This window comes from Flavobacterium sp. CHNK8 (genome assembly GCF_019774515.1).
Classification (GTDB): Bacteria; Bacteroidota; Bacteroidia; order Flavobacteriales; family Flavobacteriaceae; genus Flavobacterium; species Flavobacterium tiangeerense.
The window spans coordinates 2374594-2391909 of record NZ_CP081492.1; the positions used below are offsets into that span (position 1 = coordinate 2374594).

The window sequence follows — 17316 nt, forward strand, 5'->3', positions numbered from 1 at the left end:
AAAAATAAGTAAAAGAAAACGTTTTCGTAATCGAAAAATAAAAGTTTTATGCTAATTAGATATAGTTTATTAAAAAAAACTTAAAGTACTAACAACTTATATTCTCTTAATGTTTTAATAGGCTTTGAGTACCAAAACAATTCAAAATCTTCCAGACTTAGTTCAAAATCTGCTTTTAATTCCTGAAAAGTATAATTTTTAACATTGAAAACGGATATTTTTTCCAAAGTTTTCACCAACCATTCACCCTCGTTTTTATTGGTAAGAATACTAAAAGGCTCTTTTTTATCATGAAAAGTAAGTGTAGCCATTTCCCATGAATTTCCTTTCTTAGTTTTAGTAAAATGATCCACTAACGGCTTTCCTCCTAGCCAAACAATTTTGGCAGTGGGTTTTATATTGAAAGTTTCTTCATCTTCAATAGCGTTAACAATAAAATCAGATTGAATTTTTGTTTTTGGAATCTTAAATTCAAACCAATCCTGAAGATCGTATTCAAAACAAATTCCGTGCATGTAATTATAAAGTGATTTTTTAAGTCCAAAACTAAACTTGTCGTGATTTATTCCAGTAGCATCGGTATAATCAATATCATTGTTAGCAAATGTCCCTATGCTTTCTGTGTTTTTTTTAACTCCAAATTGTTCTGGATACAAACCTACAGGACTGTGTGCTGTCATGGCAAACTGATGCCAAAACCCCGATTGCAAAATACCTACTTCAAATAATTGACGCACCATTTCAAGGCTATCAATAGTTTCCTGAATAGTTTGAGTGGGATATCCATACATTAAATAGGCGTGTACCATAACACCGGCTTGGGTGAAATTTCGGGTTACACGAGCCACTTGTTCAACCGTTACGCCTTTGTCTATTAATTTTAACAATCTATCTGAGGCTACTTCTAGACCACCAGATACCGCTATACAACCAGATGCTTTGAGTAGCAAACATAAATCCTCAGTAAAACTCTTTTCAAATCGAATATTAGTCCACCAAGTGACCGCTAATTTTCGGCGCAAGATTTCCAAAGCTAAGGCTCGCATTAAAGCTGGCGGAGCTGCTTCGTCAACGAAATGAAAACCTGTTTCACCTGTTTGGGCTATCATTTCCTCCATTCTATCGCACAATAAATTAGCAGCAACAGGTTCGTAAATTTTGATATAATCTAACGAAATATCACAAAACGTACATTTTCCCCAATAACATCCGTGCGCCATGGTGAGTTTATTCCAGCGACCATCACTCCACATACGGTGCATGGGATTCACAATTTCAATAACCGAAATGTATTTACCCAAAAGTAAATCTGAATAATCAGGTGTGCCTACTTGTGATTGCTTGTAATCAGGTTTAGCAGAATTATTTTTATAAACTACTTTACTGTTTTCTAATAAAAAAGTTCGTTTGAAAGTATTGTAATTTGGGTTTTCAATGGAATGAATTAACTCGTCAATTGGCATTTCTCCATCATCCAAAGTAATAAAATCAAAGAATTCAAAAACACGCGCATCCGATAGTGAACGTAATTCCGTATTGGGAAAACCGCCGCCCATTGAAATTTTAATGTTGGGATAATTATTTTTCACCCATTGCGCAGATCGGAAAGCAGCGTATAAATTTCCTGGAAACGGTACCGAAATCAGGAATAAACTAGGCTGAATAGCTTCGATTCGCTCTTTTAAAATCGAAAGTAATATTCGGTCAATATAAGTTGGCTCACCTTGCAAAGCTTCGTAAAGCTCGTCAAATGAACTCGCACTTCGACCCAAACGTTCCGCATAGCGGCTGAAACCAAAATTAGCATCAACACATTCCACAATAAAATCCGAAATATCTTCAAGATACAAAGTGGCTAAATGTTTCGCTTTATCTTGTGTTCCCATTGTTCCAAAAGCCCAATCGAGTTCTTCTAACTGTGTAAATCGAGAAGCCTCTGGCAGAAAATCTTCTTGACAAATTTGAAGCGCCAATGTTGGATTTTTTCCTTGCAAAAAAGCAATAACAGGATTAATTGTTTTAAAATATTCTTCTTGCAAAGCATAGATACGCTTTGAATTGTCTGAGATTTCTTCAACTCCAAATTTTAAACTAGCAACTTCAAACAACCTTTGTAATCCATCTTTTGAAAATAATTTCAAAATCACTTCAATCCCTAAATCGGCCTGAACAGACTCAATGTTTTTGGTATTTAGAAACCCTTTAATATATGCCGTTGCTGGATAAGGTGTATTCAGTTGGGTAAAGGGTGGCGTGATGAGGAAGAGTTGGGTTTTCAAAGCGGTATTGTTTTGATGCAAAAATAAGGGATAAAAATTGTTTTTTTTGAAAAAGATTGATTACCAAAATTTTGATTAAAAAAAACACATAATCTCGAAGATAGATTATTTTTTTCATATATAATTAGCTACATTTATACCTGCTAAATTTGAAAAATGAAATACAAAATACTCCTACTACTTATTTTAACAATCACATCTTCTTTTGCTCAAAATAAAAACAAAACAATTGGTTTTAAAGAGAATAAAGGTCAAATTCAAGACCAAAATGGCAAACCCAATGATGCAGTAAAATATCTTCTAAACTCATCCGGATTGAATGTTCAAATTAAAACTAATGGTTTTTCATACGATATTTATGAAACCAAAAAACATCCATTAACTGAAAAGCAAAAAGCAAAAATTCATCCATCATTTCAACCCGAAAAAAATAAAGAAGTAATTACTGACTATTCTTTAGAACACATTTACCATAGGATAGACATTGACTTTCTGAATTCAAATCCTAATGTAGAACTCATAAAAGAAGAAAAATCGAAAGATTACGATAATTTTTATAACGTTCCCAATAAGCCCAATGGTGTTTTAAAAGTGCATCGATACCAACAAATTACCTATAAAAATATTTACCCTAACATTGATGTGATTTTCACGGTTCCAAAAGACACATCAAAAACCGTAGAGTACAATTTTGTAATCCACCCAAAAGGAAAAATATCAGATATACAATTAAAGTTTAGAGGAGCTGAAACAGAATTAGTTGACAATAAAATCCAAATGAGCGTTCGTTTTGGCGAAATGGAGGAAACCCTACCTGCCAGTTGGACTGAAGATGGGGAAGTTAAAAAAGAGATTGCGGTTGGTTATAAAAAAATAAAGAAGAATGTTTATGGCTTTGAAAGTGCTGAAAATATATCTGGCAAAACTGTGGTAATTGATCCTGTACCCATTAGGCTATGGGGGACATATTATGGTGGTGAAGGAGAAGAAAACACTTTTAATGGTATTGTTAAAACAAATAATCAGTTTGTCTACATAGGCGGTCATACCTCAAGCGCAACTAACATAGCAACTAGTATTAGTCATCAATCAAGTCTTATTGAATATATTGATGCCTTTATCTCAAAATTCAATGAAAATGGCGAAAGAATTTGGGGCACATATTATGGTGGAAATCATAGAGATATATTTAGAGCAATAGATTTTGATAATAATAATAATCTTTATGCTTTGGGAGACACAGGAAGTACAACAAATATTGCTACACCAGGATCACATCAAACAACTTATAACGAATGGTATGATGTAATGTTAATCAAATTTGATCAAAATGGACAAAGAATATGGGGTACATATTATGGCGGAGAATTTGTCGAAGATGCGACAAGTATAAAAATTGATAATAATCAAGATATATTAATTGCAGGTTTAACTCATAGTATTAATAATATAGCTACTGCCAACAGTTTTAAACCTTCAGTACCTCCCACAACTTCTAGTCAAAATCAAGGTTCGGATGGATTTCTTGCCAAGTTTTCTCCAAATGGACAAAGAATATGGGCGACTTATTATGGGGGCAATGACGGACATGATGCTATTATTCTATAGACGTTGATTCAAACAATAATATTTTCTGTTCAGGAACAACTACAAGCTTTAATGGAATAGCTACAATTGGAGCTTACAATGAAAAATTCAATTATGCTACTACGGTATGGCATGATTCATTTGTTGTAAAATTCAATTCTATGGGAGAAAGACTATTCGGTACTTATTATGGAGGACTCGACTACGATTTTAATAGTGATTTAAAAATAGATAATGACAATAATTTCATAATTTCTGGTCAAACAAGAAGTATTGATGGTATTGGAAACACTAATTCATACTCACAAAACAATAATGGTGAATGGGACATTTATCTTGCAAAATTTACAAATAATGGAAAGTTAATTTGGAGTACATTTTATGGAGGATCAGGATCTGATGGCAATTTGGGAAATAATACAATAAACATCGATGAAAATAATTCAATTTATCTTTTCAGTAGTGGTACTAGTGAAAATAACATTTCAACAGTCGGGTCTTACCAAGAAAATTTGAAAGGTTATTCAAATTTATACTTAATAAAGTTTAAACCTACTGGTGAAAGAATTTGGGGAACCTACTATGGAGGAGAACGCGCAGATTATTCTGGAGACATCGCATACGAAAAAAATGGTGTTTTTTATATATCTGGATGGACATACAGTAACACTAACATTGCTTCAGCAGATGCTTTTCAAAAAAATAAAAATGGAGATATTGATACTTTTTTGATAAAATTCAAAGACTGTGTTTCTAATATTACCGTCACTAGTAATAATCCAATATGCACAGGAGCTACTCTTGAACTTAAGGCCTCAGGTGGAACCAATTATTCCTGGACTGGTCCCAATGGGTTTACTTCATCACTACAAAACCCTACAATTACTAGTGCTACTGCCATAAATAGTGGCAAGTATTTTTGTAGCATTACAGGAACAGGAGGTTGTGATGACACAAAAAGTATAGATGTTCTTATTGGAGATACAGATGCACCCATCCCCGATTTAACAACATTACCTACTATTTCAGGAGACTGTAATACCTCAATTACAACAATTCCAACTGCCACAGCTACTTGTGCAGGAACAATTACAGCTACTTCTTCAAGTCCGCTTTCTTATATTTTACCAGGAACTTACACGATTGTTTGGAACTATCAAGATGGAAATGGAAATTCGGTTACTCAAGAGCAAAAGGTAATTATTAATGCTCAACCTTTGCCTGTTTCAAACTCTCCCCAAACCTTTTGCATCCAACAAAATGCAACTTTAAATTCGATTGCCATCACTGGGCAAAATGTAAAATGGTATGATGCTTTAATCAATGGAAATATACTTGATAATAGTACTTCTTTGCAAAACGGCATTACTTACTATGCATCACAAACTTTAAACGGGTGCGAAAGTGAGAGAACTGCTGTTTTAATAAATATTCAAAATACATCCACACCAATTGCAAATACAAATCAAACCTTTTGTAGTAATCAAAATCCAACAATTGAAGCAATTCAAGCAACTGGAAGTAATATAAAATGGTACGATGCATCTAGGAATGGTTCTTCCATAGCAGCAACTACAAATCTTATTGATGGCACAACTTATTACGCTTCTCAAACCATTAATAATTGCGAAAGCCCGCGATTAGGAATTACAGTTTCAATTGTAGATACTCCAGCTAGCCCAACTGCAAATGCCTTTCAATCCTTCTGTAAAAATGAAAATGCAACACTTGGTACTATCCAAATGTCAGGACAAAATATAAAATGGTATGATAGTATTATAGCGACAGTTGCTCTCCCTAATGACAAAATATTAGTAAACAATACTACTTACTATGCTTCTCAAACCATAGGTTGTGAAAGTAGTAGAATTCCAATTCTAATTAGAATTCAGGATACACCATTACCATTAGCTAAAAGCAATCAACAATTTTGTATCTACGAAAACCCACTTCTTTCTAACTTAACTATTTCTGGAACAGCCATCAAGTGGTATGATACTCAAGTAAGCGGCAACATTTTATCAAACACGACTCCTCTCCAAAACGGAAAAACCTACTTTACAACACAAACAATTAATGGTTGTGAAAGTGAACGACTAGCGGTTACTCCAACTATTCAAGATACTGCTCCTCCAACAGCAGAAGCAATACAATCCTTTTGCGTTCAAAAAAATGCGAAAATTAGTGATATTTCAATTTTAGGACAAAACATAAATTGGTTCGATAGTCTCACGTCTTCGATAAGTTTACCTGAATCCACTTTACTAACTAATCGAATAACCTATTACGCCTCCCAAACTATAAACAATTGCGAAAGTAACAAAATCTCAATTTTGATTACTATTCTCGATGCCACAAATGATGAATGTATTAATTTGGTAGATGAACTTCCATATCCAAAATTCTTTACACCAAATAATGATAACTTCAACGATACATGGACAATCGATTTTAATTATTTAGAACCCAACTCGTCCATTAGAATATTTGATCGCTATGGTAAACTGGTCAAAGAATTAAGAAATAATGATTCTTGGGATGGAACATATCTTGGTTATATGCACCCAGCTAGTGACTATTGGTTTACGGTTATTCGAAAAAACGGTTCTGAATTTAAAAGTCACTTTAGCTTAAAACGATAAAAAAAGGTCTTCAAAATAAACTTAGAAGACCTTTAATATGCAATTTGGATATTAAAATTTATATTATTCTCTAATACAATGTTTTTGGTATTCAAAAACCCTTTAATATAAGCCGTTGCTGGATAGGGCGTATTCAATTGCGTAAAAGGCGGCGTGATTAGAAAAAGTTTTGTTTTCAAAAGAGAGATTGTTTTGTTGCAAAAATAAAGGTTAAAAATAGATTCTTTGTCATTTAAAAATAGACTTATCCTAAACATATCTTAAACCAAAATTAACTAACTTTACTTTTTATTACTTTAGCGACAAATTTAGAAACTCAAAACATGCCAACCGACTGTATCAGCTATCAAAATTCCGGATATTTCTCTACCTTGATGAACGATTATTTAGATCAAAAAAACAATTTAGATACCCTGTACAATAGATTTCCAAATCTTGAAAACTTTGAAGAGCAAATTCTTGAAAAGCAAAATAATTTCGACAATAGCAACAGATCCATTTTAGTTTCTACTTTACAAAAACAATATTTAAAAGTTGAAACTTCCGTTTTGACTAAACAAAATATTGAATCTTTAAATAATTCAAATACATTCACTGTTACAACTGGTCATCAACTGAATTTATTCAGCGGACCCTTGTATTTTTTGTATAAAATCATTTCGACAATTAATTTAACAACAGAATTAAAAGCGAAATATCCAACATACAATTTTGTCCCTATTTACTGGATGGCAACCGAGGATCATGATTTTGAAGAAATCAATTATTTCAATTTTAAAGGTAAAAAATTCCGTTGGAACAAAGAAAGCTCAGGACCTGTGGGTAGATTATCAACTGAAGGCTTAGCAGATTTCCTTGAAGTATATGCACTCGAATTAGGTTCCAGTATAAATGCAAATACCCTCAAAAAATCATTTGAAGATTCTTATCTCAAACACGATAATCTCGCCGATGCTACTCGGTTTTTAGCCAATGCGCTATTTGGGAATTATGGCTTGGTAATCATTGATGCCGATAATGCTGACTTAAAGCGCAGCTTTATTCAATACATCAAAGAAGAATTACTGCAGCAAACTTCTCATAAATTAGTACTCGAAACCGCTGAAAAATTAAAAGAGTACACCATTCAGGTAAATCCGAGAGAAATAAATCTGTTTTATATTGAAGATAACATCCGGGAACGCATCATCTTTGAAAACAATAAATACAAAATAAACCACACTAAACTAGAGTTTTCTGAAACAGAAATACTATCCCTTTTAGAAAATAATCCAGAAAAATTCAGTCCAAATGTGATCATGAGACCCCTATATCAAGAAGTAATTTTACCAAATCTTTGCTATATTGGCGGAGGCGGAGAAATTGCCTATTGGTTAGAACTCAAATCTTTTTTTGCTGCTTCAAAAATTACTTTTCCAATGCTTCTGCTAAGGAATTCTGTTTTATTAGCAACCGAAAAACAAGCTAAAAAAGCAGATCAATTAAACTTGAGTTGGTCCGACTTGTTTTCAAAACAAAACGACTTAAGAAACAATAAAACTAAAGAATTATCAGATATTCAAATTGATCTAAAAGATTTAAAAGAGCAATTAAAACAACAATTTGATACGCTTCATCAACTTGCCACAAAAACCGATCAATCTTTTATGGGAGCCCTAAAAGCTCAGGAGGCCAAACAAATAAAGGGATTAGAAAACCTAGAAAAACGTTTACTAAAAGCTCAAAAAAGGACTTTAAGTGATGTATTACAGCGTATTACTGATTTACAAAACGAACTTTTCCCAAATCAAAGTTTACAGGAACGACAAAATAATTTTTCAGAATTTTACCTTGAATATGGCGAAAATTTAATTCCGCAATTGATTCAAATGCTAAAACCATTGCAATCTAATTTTGATATAATTAAATTTCCTTAAGAAAAACAATGAATAAATGATAAAAGAACGCCTAATTTCGCTGGATGTATTTAGAGGATTTACTATTTTATTGATGACTATTGTCAATAATCCAGGAAGCTGGGCGACTGTTTATCCTCCTTTATTACACTCAGATTGGAATGGTTGTACTCCTACAGATTTAGTTTTTCCCTTTTTTATTTTTATAATGGGCGTAGCGGTTTCATTTGCAATGCCTACAAAAAATTTTGATGACATAACCTTTAATAAAATACTAATTCGCTCCTTACGAATGTTTTGTTTAGGAATGTTTTTTAATTTTTTTGGAAAAATACAAATCTTTGGACTAGAAGGAATTCCATTATTAATAGGACGAATAATCATAGCAATTACCTTAGGTTATGCACTAATGGGTAGTTTTAATGCAAGAGTAAAAACATATTTAGCTATTGGTGTTTTTGTTATATTTTTATGCTTAGCATATAGTGGAATTGAAGCTTATCAAGACGTCAGGCTACCGGGAGTTTTACAGCGCATTGGAATTGTATATTTTGTAATATCGCTTTTATTTCTAAAAACAACGCTTAAAACGCAAATCATAGTAGCATCAACAATTTTACTAGGATATTGGGCAATAATGACATTGATTCCAGTCCCAGGAATTGGATTAGCAAATCTTGATAAAGAAACTAATTTGGCATCATGGATTGACAGCGTCTTTTTAAAAAATCATGTATGGGCGGTTACTAAAACTTGGGATCCAGAAGGAATTCTAAGTACAATTCCTGCAATAGCTTCGGGAATAATAGGTTTGCTCATAGGTCAATTACTCAATCGTCCAATACCTAAACTGGAAATTGTAAAAAAAATGGGAATTGTTGGAATTATTCTTATTATTCTTGGGCTTTTATGGAGCATTACATTTCCTTTAAATAAATCACTTTGGACGAGCTCTTTTGTTTTATACACATCTGGCATAGCAACACTTTCGTTAACTATTTTCTATTATGTAATTGATGTTGCTAACTATAAAAAGTGGACAAAACTATTTCTTTTTTGGGGAGTAAATCCAATGATTGTATTCTTCTTTTCGGAAATAATTCCACAAGCATTAGAAATGATTCAATTTCAAAATCCAGAAATCCCTTCTGAACAAATCAATCTTCAAAATTATCTGTACCATTTTTGGATTGCACCCATTTTTAATAATCCTATGACGGCATCCTTAGCCGGAGCTTTGATCTATGTAACTATTTGGTCTTTCATTTTAAGACTATTTTATAAACATCAATTAATCTTTAAGGTTTAATTTAAAAAAAAGACCTGATTAATCTTAAACAACCTCCTTTTAATTGGTGATTTATTAAAATAAACACATAAAAAATGTTTACTTTTGCACCCAATTCGAAAAACTTAAAAAAACAAAAAAATGGCTACTAATAGAACATTTACAATGATCAAGCCTGATGCTGTTGCTAATGGACACATCGGAAACATACTTGCTATGATTACTAATGCAGGTTTCAAAATCGTTTCTTTAAAGTTAACACAACTTACTGTTGCTGATGCTCAAGCATTTTATGCTGTTCACGCTGCAAGACCTTTTTACGGTGAATTAGTTGAATTCATGTCAAGAGGACCAATCGTTGCTGCAATTTTAGAAAAAGACAATGCAGTTGAAGATTTCAGAACTTTAATTGGAGCTACAAACCCAGCTGAAGCTGCTGAAGGAACTATCCGTAAAGCATACGCAACTTCTATTGGAGAAAATGCAGTTCACGGTTCTGATAGCGATGAAAATGCAGCTATTGAAGGTGCTTTCCATTTTGCTGGAAGAGAGCAATTCTAGTATTCAGTTTTCAGTCGCAGTTAATAGTGACATATAAAAACAGAAAATCCCGTTTCATAATTGAAACGGGATTTTTTATTTGCAATCTCATTGAAAACTAAACACTGTGAATTTACACTATCTCAAAACCACATCTTTCACCACATCGCGTCTTAATTCCTCATTAATCATTTTAATGATTTTAGACTTTCCGTGACTTAATTCCTCCCGCAAAACAGATGAAGTCAACTCTACATATAACGTGCTCCCTTTCAAAACTACATTATTCGTATAACTGTTCACACCATTCCCCATAAGATTTTTCCAAGCATCTTTCACGTCAATTTGATCCATACCAGGTTGTAACTTATTCACTTGGATTATTTGTTTCAAAACATCCCCTATAGTACTCTGATTATTTAATCTCTTTGCCATCGCCCATCAAGTTTATTGCTGTTGCTCTTTTATAATGGTATTCCGTTTTATCTTTATTCAACAACACCAGCTCTTCATTTGTTAAGGCTATAATTTCCTCACTCCATTTCATATAAGGCGTTGTGTAGTCTATAAAAACACGGTCATCCTCATAACGTACAGCTACTTTTTCCTCTACATCATTCACTAAAAAAGTACCATCAAGTTGTGGCATCACTTTTTTTCTAATCCCTTTCTCTTTTACAATCTTAAAATAATCGTAAACCTCATTCATCCTATACTCCTTATCCTCAATAGAGTCAAAAACAACTTTTTCAACCTCCCAATATCCATTTAACAGAGCAACATCTTCGGTTTTAATATTTTGCTTACATGCCAAAAATACCAAGATGAGAACAAAAAAACCAACTACCTTTTTCATATCTATTTTTTTTAGGAGCTATTTCCTGCTGTCCGCTATATCTTTTTCTTGCTACCTTCCTTCGTCAGTAGTATCAAGAAAAAGGATGCCGCTTCCATCAGGGCTAGACCATTCTACTATAATTGTAATTGTGTAATTAGGTTGTAAAATACCAACCAAAAATAAAAAAAACGTATCTATAGCTTTGTCAATACAACAAAGACTTATAAAAAGATACTAGTTCAATTCGCTTAAAAAACAAGAAAACTCGAAATATATATCCGTCATATCTTGTTTTGAATTCAGGTTTTAGTTTCCCGATCTCCAAATAAAAACCAAGTATTACTTAGACTTTATTCGAATCAAAAAGCCAGCCACAAAAAAAGCCAAACCCACCAAAATCAAAAAATAATACAAACTGATGAACTGCCCCCGAATAAGATTAGCTACAACAAAGCACAACACACTAATCAGATAAAAGTATAGCGGTGGCATGTTTTTGATAGAAGAAAAATTCATAGTAACAATTTATTTGAAAAAACTATCTACAAACTCCAATTTGTTAAAAACTTGAAGATCCTCAATACCTTCACCTACTCCTATATATTTTACTGGAATTTGAAACTGATCAGAAATTCCGATAACAACACCACCTTTTGCAGTACCATCAAGTTTAGTAACTGCTAAACAACTCACTTCTGTTGCAGCAGTAAATTGTTTTGCTTGTTCAAAAGCATTTTGTCCAGTAGATCCATCAAGAACTAATAAAACATCATGTGGTGCATCGGCAACCACTTTTTGCATTACACGCTTCACCTTAGACAATTCATTCATCAAATTAATTTTATTATGCAAACGTCCTGCTGTATCAATAATAACAATATCTGCTTTTTGAGCTACCGCTGATTGCAAAGTATCAAAAGCCACCGAAGCAGGATCACTTCCCATTTCTTGTCTCACAATTGGAACGCCAACACGATCTGCCCAAATTTGCAATTGATCTATCGCAGCGGCACGAAACGTATCTGCAGCACCCAAAACTACATTATATCCTTGCTTTTTGAATTGATATGCTAATTTACCAATGGTTGTCGTTTTCCCTACTCCATTTACACCAACCACCATAATAACATAAGGTTTAACATCAACAGGAATTAAAAACTCTGATGATTCGCCCGTATTAGTTTCAGAAAGTAAGCCAGCTATTTCTTCTCTCAATATTTGATTCAACTCAGAAATACCTAAATATTTATCTGACGCAACTCGCTTTTCAATTCTAGTAATGATTTTCAACGTAGTACTTACTCCAACATCAGAGGCAACAAGAATTTCTTCTAGATTATCTAGAACTTCATCATCTACTTTAGACTTTCCTGCAACAGCCTTAGTAAGTTTTGAAAAGAAATTTGTTTTTGACTTTTCTAAACCTTTATCTAGTATCTCTTTTTTCTCTGATGAAAATATCTTTTTAAAAAAACTCATTGTAAGTAGGGTATAAAATGAACTATAAGTCTTAAAAAACACTTGGTTTTTTTTCGGGGTAAATATAGAAAATAAAAAAGCTACTTCCGAATGAAAGTAGCTTTTCTATATAGTATCTCTGTTAATTATTTCTTTTTCAAGAACTCATCAACAGCTTCAGGAGTCATAATAGATTCTACGAATGTATATGCACCTGTTTTTGGAGATTTCACCATTTTGATGGCTTTTGATAATCTCTTAGAAGATGTTTGTAACGATGCTACGGTTTTCTTTGCCATGATTCAAATGTTATTTAAATTTTAATTAGGTTTGAAACGTAAACATTTTAACCTTATAAAATTTGTAATTATTACTTAATTTCTTTGTGAACAGTTACACGCTTCAAGATTGGATTAAATTTCTTAATCTCTAATCTATCTGGTGTATTTTTTTTGTTCTTAGTAGTGATGTATCTTGAAGTACCCGCAACACCAGTTGTTTTGTGTTCTGTACATTCTAAAATTACTTGGATTCTATTACCTTTCTTTGCCATCTTGCTATATATTTATTGTGGAACGGATTATTTAATAAATCCTTCTGACTGTGCTTTTTTCAAAACAGCAGCAATTCCATTTTTATTAATTGTTTTTATCGTAGATGCAGCTACTCTTAGAGTAATCCATCTATCTTCTTCTGGAAGATAAAAACGCTTTTTAACTAAGTTCACAGAAAATTTTCTCTTAGTTTTGTTCATAGCGTGAGAAACGTTATTTCCTACCATCGCTCTTTTACCTGTAAGGTCACAAACTCTTGACATTATACTTATCTTTTATCGTTAATCAAAATCAGGGTGCAAAGAAAAGAAAAATAAACCTATTAACCAACAATAATTTTACACAATTTTCAAAATTTCTTTATACATTAGCTCTAAACTTTTTATCACAGCCCTATCTATCACTTTTTCAAGGGGTTGGCCAAAATTAAATTCCTCAACAATTATTTCACTTGGCGTAGCAATTGCTATAAAAACAGTTCCAATTTCAACATCTGAATCTCCTTTTAAGGGTCCAGCGTTTCCAGTTGTAGCAATTGCATAATCTGTTTTCATTATGGCTTTTACACTTGCTGCCATAGCAGAGACTACTTCTTTACTTACCACCGAATGAATTTCTATATCTTGTTTTAAAACCCCTAGAACATCAATTTTGGCTTGCGTATCATAAGTAACCACGCCACCTTTAAAGTATTTTGACGCTCCGGCTACCGCTGTTAACACTTGTGCAATTTTTCCTCCAGTACAACTTTCGGCAGTTGCAATTGTCTTATTATGCTTTGTAAGTAAAGATCCCAAAACAACTTCCAGCGTTTCATCATCATCAAAACCCACAATAATGTCCTTGATAATCTCAGTTACTGAATTTACATTTTCTTGAATAGCTGCTTCTAGAATTTCTTTATCTGTACCACGTGCTGTCAACCTCAAACGGACTCTTCCTGGCGCTGGCAAGTAGGCTAATTTTATAAAGACAGGCAATGCATTTTCCCATTCCTCTATTCGCTCAGCCACTACACTTTCACCTTGTCCGTATGTCAAAATAGTTTTGTGGATAATGTAAGGACGCTTATACTCTTGTACAATCTTTGGAATTATCTCATGCTCTACCAAATATTTCATTTCATAAGGAACTCCTGGAAGTGAAATATAAACTGTATTTTCTTTTTTAATCCACATTCCGGGTGCCGTACCTACCTCATTATGAAGCACTATACATTTTGATGGAACTAGCGCTTGATCTTTATTTACTTGTGAAGCTGGCCTATTCATAACCCGTTCAATAAGCGCTACAACATGCTTTTCAACATCTTGATTAACTATTAATTCATCTTCAAAGTAATCACAAAACGTTTTCTTTGTAATATCATCTTTTGTAGGCCCTAACCCTCCCGTAAGCAAGACAAAATCAACAGTGTTTTGCAATCTTGACAAGGTTTGTAAAATATGGTTTTTATCATCACTTATAGATAACATTTCTATTGTTTCGATTCCAATTCTATCTAAAGCCTTAGCTATAAATCCCGAATTAGTATCTGTAATTTGACCAATTAATATTTCGTCACCTATTGTAACTATGGTTGCTTTCATTAGTAAATTTTAATTATATAATTATCGTATTGGATTTTAAGAACCAATAACTATATATCATCACATTGTTTCGGAATAATGATATACTTTTTTATTTTAACAAATTGTTTTAACATATACTTATAATCAAATTCTCGTGCCTTATAACTCTTAAATAAAACTTCCTTTGCGATACCCAAAGGAACACCTTCACTATTCAGCCTTATATCAAAAGCCCTAGAAATTAACGATGTAGGTTTGTAAAATTCCGTACTTCTCTCAACAATACACTGCGCAACACCTTTATCAAACTTTTTATTCTTTCGACTCTTTACATATTGCATAGAATATCTTGTGTAACTTTTACCTGACATAATAGTATCACTCAAAATAGTATATTTAAATCGTTTAGTGTCGATTGCCTTACTTTTTTGCTTCATAACACTAGTGCACAATAATACAATAGACTCTGCTTTAAGAAATTCATTTTTATCTATGATTGAATCACTTGAAAAATCATCTGTTGAAACAAAATACATACTATAATTAGATTCATCCTCCTCCGTTATTTCACATTGATAAGAATCATCCTGAGAATTAGTTAAAAGAAAGATATTTCGAACTTTCATATCTTGATTAGATGTATGAACATATTCTAAGATATAATCAAAAACATATTTTTTTTGAGAGTTTGCATGGAACGTTACCAATGAAAATAGGCACGAGAAAAAAAAATACTTCACAGTTAGTTTGCTTTTATTAATGACGCAATTATTCAAAACTAATTTACAACTTTACAGATATTATTTATAAAAAAAGTGACCCGAAAAGGTCACTTTTTTTTATAATATTTACACATCAAAATCTTTTTTGATTTCTTTTACCGCATCATTAACTTGGTTTTTAACACTTTTAAAAGTCTCTTTTATATCTTTCTTTTTTCCTTCGGCTTTTGTCCAAGCTTCAATTTGTAAAATTTCTTCAAAAGCAACATTCATCCCCATTAAATCCAGAGTTGGCTTTATCTTGTGTGCATATGCATAAGCATGCTTGTGATCTTTCTTTTTGATACCTTCTTTAATTTGCAATAAATCTTCTGGAACTTCGGTAACAAACAAAGTCAATATTTCATTGACAAATTCTGGGTCATTATCTGAAAGTGCGTACACTTTTGATAGATTGTAATGTATAGCCATTATTTTACTTGTATTCTAAATAGTTGTTGTCCTTCTAAAAATCCCTCTAAAACGTCATCTTGATTTACAGCTGCTACTCCTTCTGGAGTTCCTGTAAAAATTACGTCGCCAATTTTAAGTGTAAAAAACTGCGAAACGTAAGACACCAATTCATCAATCTTCCAAAGCATCAAGCTTGAATCTCCTTTTTGAACTGATTTTCCATTTTTAAGAAGTTCAAATGTAATATTTTCTAATGAAGAAAATTGACTTTTAGGTAAAAAATCCCCTAAAACAGCAGAACCATCAAATGCCTTTGCTTTTTCCCATGGCAATCCTTTTGACTTTAATTTCTCTTGTAAATCACGTGCTGTAAAATCAATCCCAACACTTATTTCATCATAATATTTATGAGCAAACTTAGGTTCAATGTATTTACCAACCTTACTAATTTTAACAATCAACTCGATTTCATGATGCACATCATTTGAAAATTCAGGAATAACAAAAGGATGTTGTTTTAATAAAATAGCCGAATCTGGTTTTAAAAAAACAACAGGCTCCGATGGCTTTTCATTATGCAACTCTGCGATATGATTGGTATAATTTCTACCGATACAGATTATTTTCATTTCTTAATTAAAAAATTTAATGATTGAAAGATTCCAAAATTAGCTTAATTTATTGTTCAGTTTTCGAAGTTTAATCGCCGTTAAAACTTTCTTGGTATACAAAGGGAAATCAGCATTTTGAATCCAACTAAAATAGCCTGGCTCTGTTTCTAAGACCTTTTCTACTTTAGCACCTTTATGTTTTCCAAAGGTAAAAACCTCCTCATTGTCTTTATCAAATGCAATCATTCCTGCAAAATCAGCAATTTTCTTTCGCGTTGTAAATTCAGACAATGATTTCATGTCATTTTCAAGTTCTGGATAACGGTCTAATTGCGCTTTTAAAATCTCGTAAGTAGCCATGGTATCTGCTTCAGCTGAATGGGCATTTTCAAGATTTTTACCACAATAAAACTTTAAAGCTGCGCTTAAAGTTCGCTCTTCCATTTTATGAAAAACAGTTTGCACATCAACTGAAACCCTATTTTTCATGTCAAAATCTACTCCTGCACGAAGTAATTCTTCGGCCAATAAGGGAATATCAAAACGATCTGAGTTAAATCCAGCTAAATCACTGTCCTTAATCATATTGTACACCTGCGTTGCCAGTTCATTAAAAGTAGGCTCATTAGCCACTTTTTCATCAGTAATTCCATGAACCGCTGTAGTTTGTGCGGGAATAGGAATAGTAGGATTTACCAACCACGTTTTGCTTTCCTTGTTCCCGTTGGGAAAAACTTTGAATATTGATATTTCTACAATTCGGTCTTTTCCAATATCAATTCCAGTAGTTTCAAGATCGAAAAAGCAAATTGGTTTATTAAGTTTTAGTTCCATTTTTTGTTTTTGAATGTGACAAATATAAAAATTTGGAGTTAATT

Annotated in this window: 17 protein-coding genes; 5 read left to right on the forward strand and 12 right to left on the reverse strand. The window is 32.6% G+C overall.

Annotation, left to right across the window (positions count from 1 at the left end; all coding sequences use genetic code 11):
* Positions 1-80 precede the first annotated feature (80 nt).
* On the reverse strand, positions 81-2279 hold the full coding sequence (locus tag K5V07_RS10160; protein ID WP_221917401.1) for a radical SAM protein: 2199 nt from the start codon (positions 2277-2279) through the stop codon (positions 81-83).
* Between the two features lie 156 nt (positions 2280-2435).
* On the opposite strand from K5V07_RS10160, the gene K5V07_RS10165 reads away from it, so the two are divergent.
* From K5V07_RS10165 to K5V07_RS10185, 5 genes are all read left to right on the forward strand, one after another.
* Positions 2436-3887, forward strand: a complete 1452-nt coding sequence (locus K5V07_RS10165) for a hypothetical protein (protein ID WP_221917403.1) — start codon at positions 2436-2438, stop codon at positions 3885-3887.
* Between the two features lie 140 nt (positions 3888-4027).
* On the forward strand, positions 4028-6508 hold the full coding sequence (locus K5V07_RS10170; RefSeq protein WP_221917405.1) for a T9SS type B sorting domain-containing protein: 2481 nt from the start codon (positions 4028-4030) through the stop codon (positions 6506-6508).
* Positions 6509-6831: 323 nt separating this feature from the next.
* Complete coding sequence (gene bshC, locus K5V07_RS10175; protein WP_221917406.1) at positions 6832-8424, forward strand: bacillithiol biosynthesis cysteine-adding enzyme BshC; 1593 nt, start codon at positions 6832-6834, stop codon at positions 8422-8424.
* Between the two features lie 16 nt (positions 8425-8440).
* Entirely contained in the window at positions 8441-9712 is a 1272-nt protein-coding gene (locus K5V07_RS10180; RefSeq protein ID WP_221917407.1) for an acyltransferase family protein, read from the forward strand.
* Positions 9713-9832: 120 nt separating this feature from the next.
* Positions 9833-10252 (forward strand): nucleoside-diphosphate kinase, encoded by a 420-nt coding sequence (locus K5V07_RS10185; protein WP_072941331.1) that lies wholly within the window; start codon positions 9833-9835, stop codon positions 10250-10252.
* Positions 10253-10369: 117 nt separating this feature from the next.
* Here K5V07_RS10185 and K5V07_RS10190 read toward each other — a convergent pair whose 3' ends face one another.
* The 11 genes from K5V07_RS10190 to K5V07_RS10240 all read right to left on the reverse strand — a co-directional run bounded on the left by K5V07_RS10190 (position 10370) and on the right by K5V07_RS10240 (position 17272).
* Complete coding sequence (locus K5V07_RS10190; protein WP_144892810.1) at positions 10370-10666, reverse strand: DUF721 domain-containing protein; 297 nt, start codon at positions 10664-10666, stop codon at positions 10370-10372.
* On the reverse strand, positions 10647-11087 hold the full coding sequence (locus K5V07_RS10195) for a hypothetical protein (RefSeq protein ID WP_221917409.1): 441 nt from the start codon (positions 11085-11087) through the stop codon (positions 10647-10649). The genes K5V07_RS10190 and K5V07_RS10195 overlap by 20 nt, the downstream gene beginning before the upstream one ends.
* Before the next feature lie 507 nt (positions 11088-11594).
* On the reverse strand, positions 11595-12548 hold the full coding sequence (gene ftsY / locus K5V07_RS10200; RefSeq protein WP_221917410.1) for a signal recognition particle-docking protein FtsY: 954 nt from the start codon (positions 12546-12548) through the stop codon (positions 11595-11597).
* A 125-nt stretch (positions 12549-12673) separates the two neighbouring features.
* Entirely contained in the window at positions 12674-12826 is a 153-nt protein-coding gene (locus K5V07_RS10205) for a DUF4295 domain-containing protein (protein WP_082014152.1), read from the reverse strand.
* Positions 12827-12897: 71 nt separating this feature from the next.
* The gene (gene rpmG / locus K5V07_RS10210) at positions 12898-13080 is read right to left on the reverse strand and encodes a 50S ribosomal protein L33 (protein WP_007805817.1); all 183 of its coding nucleotides are present in this window, start codon (positions 13078-13080) and stop codon (positions 12898-12900) included.
* Between the two features lie 27 nt (positions 13081-13107).
* Positions 13108-13344, reverse strand: coding sequence for a 50S ribosomal protein L28 (rpmB, locus tag K5V07_RS10215; RefSeq protein WP_024980263.1), 237 nt, complete (start codon positions 13342-13344; stop codon positions 13108-13110).
* 75 nt (positions 13345-13419) lie between these two features.
* Entirely contained in the window at positions 13420-14670 is a 1251-nt protein-coding gene (locus K5V07_RS10220) for a CinA family nicotinamide mononucleotide deamidase-related protein (RefSeq protein ID WP_221917412.1), read from the reverse strand.
* A 50-nt stretch (positions 14671-14720) separates the two neighbouring features.
* On the reverse strand, positions 14721-15278 hold the full coding sequence (locus K5V07_RS10225; RefSeq protein WP_221917414.1) for a hypothetical protein: 558 nt from the start codon (positions 15276-15278) through the stop codon (positions 14721-14723).
* Between the two features lie 222 nt (positions 15279-15500).
* Positions 15501-15845: an Hpt domain-containing protein gene (locus K5V07_RS10230; RefSeq protein WP_144892818.1), complete on the reverse strand. Its 345-nt coding sequence runs from the start codon at positions 15843-15845 to the stop codon at positions 15501-15503.
* Complete coding sequence (locus K5V07_RS10235; protein WP_144892819.1) at positions 15845-16456, reverse strand: fumarylacetoacetate hydrolase family protein; 612 nt, start codon at positions 16454-16456, stop codon at positions 15845-15847. The genes K5V07_RS10230 and K5V07_RS10235 overlap by 1 nt, the downstream gene beginning before the upstream one ends.
* Positions 16457-16495: 39 nt before the next feature.
* Complete coding sequence (locus K5V07_RS10240; protein ID WP_221917415.1) at positions 16496-17272, reverse strand: 3'-5' exonuclease; 777 nt, start codon at positions 17270-17272, stop codon at positions 16496-16498.
* Between the last annotated feature and the right edge of the window lie 44 nt (positions 17273-17316).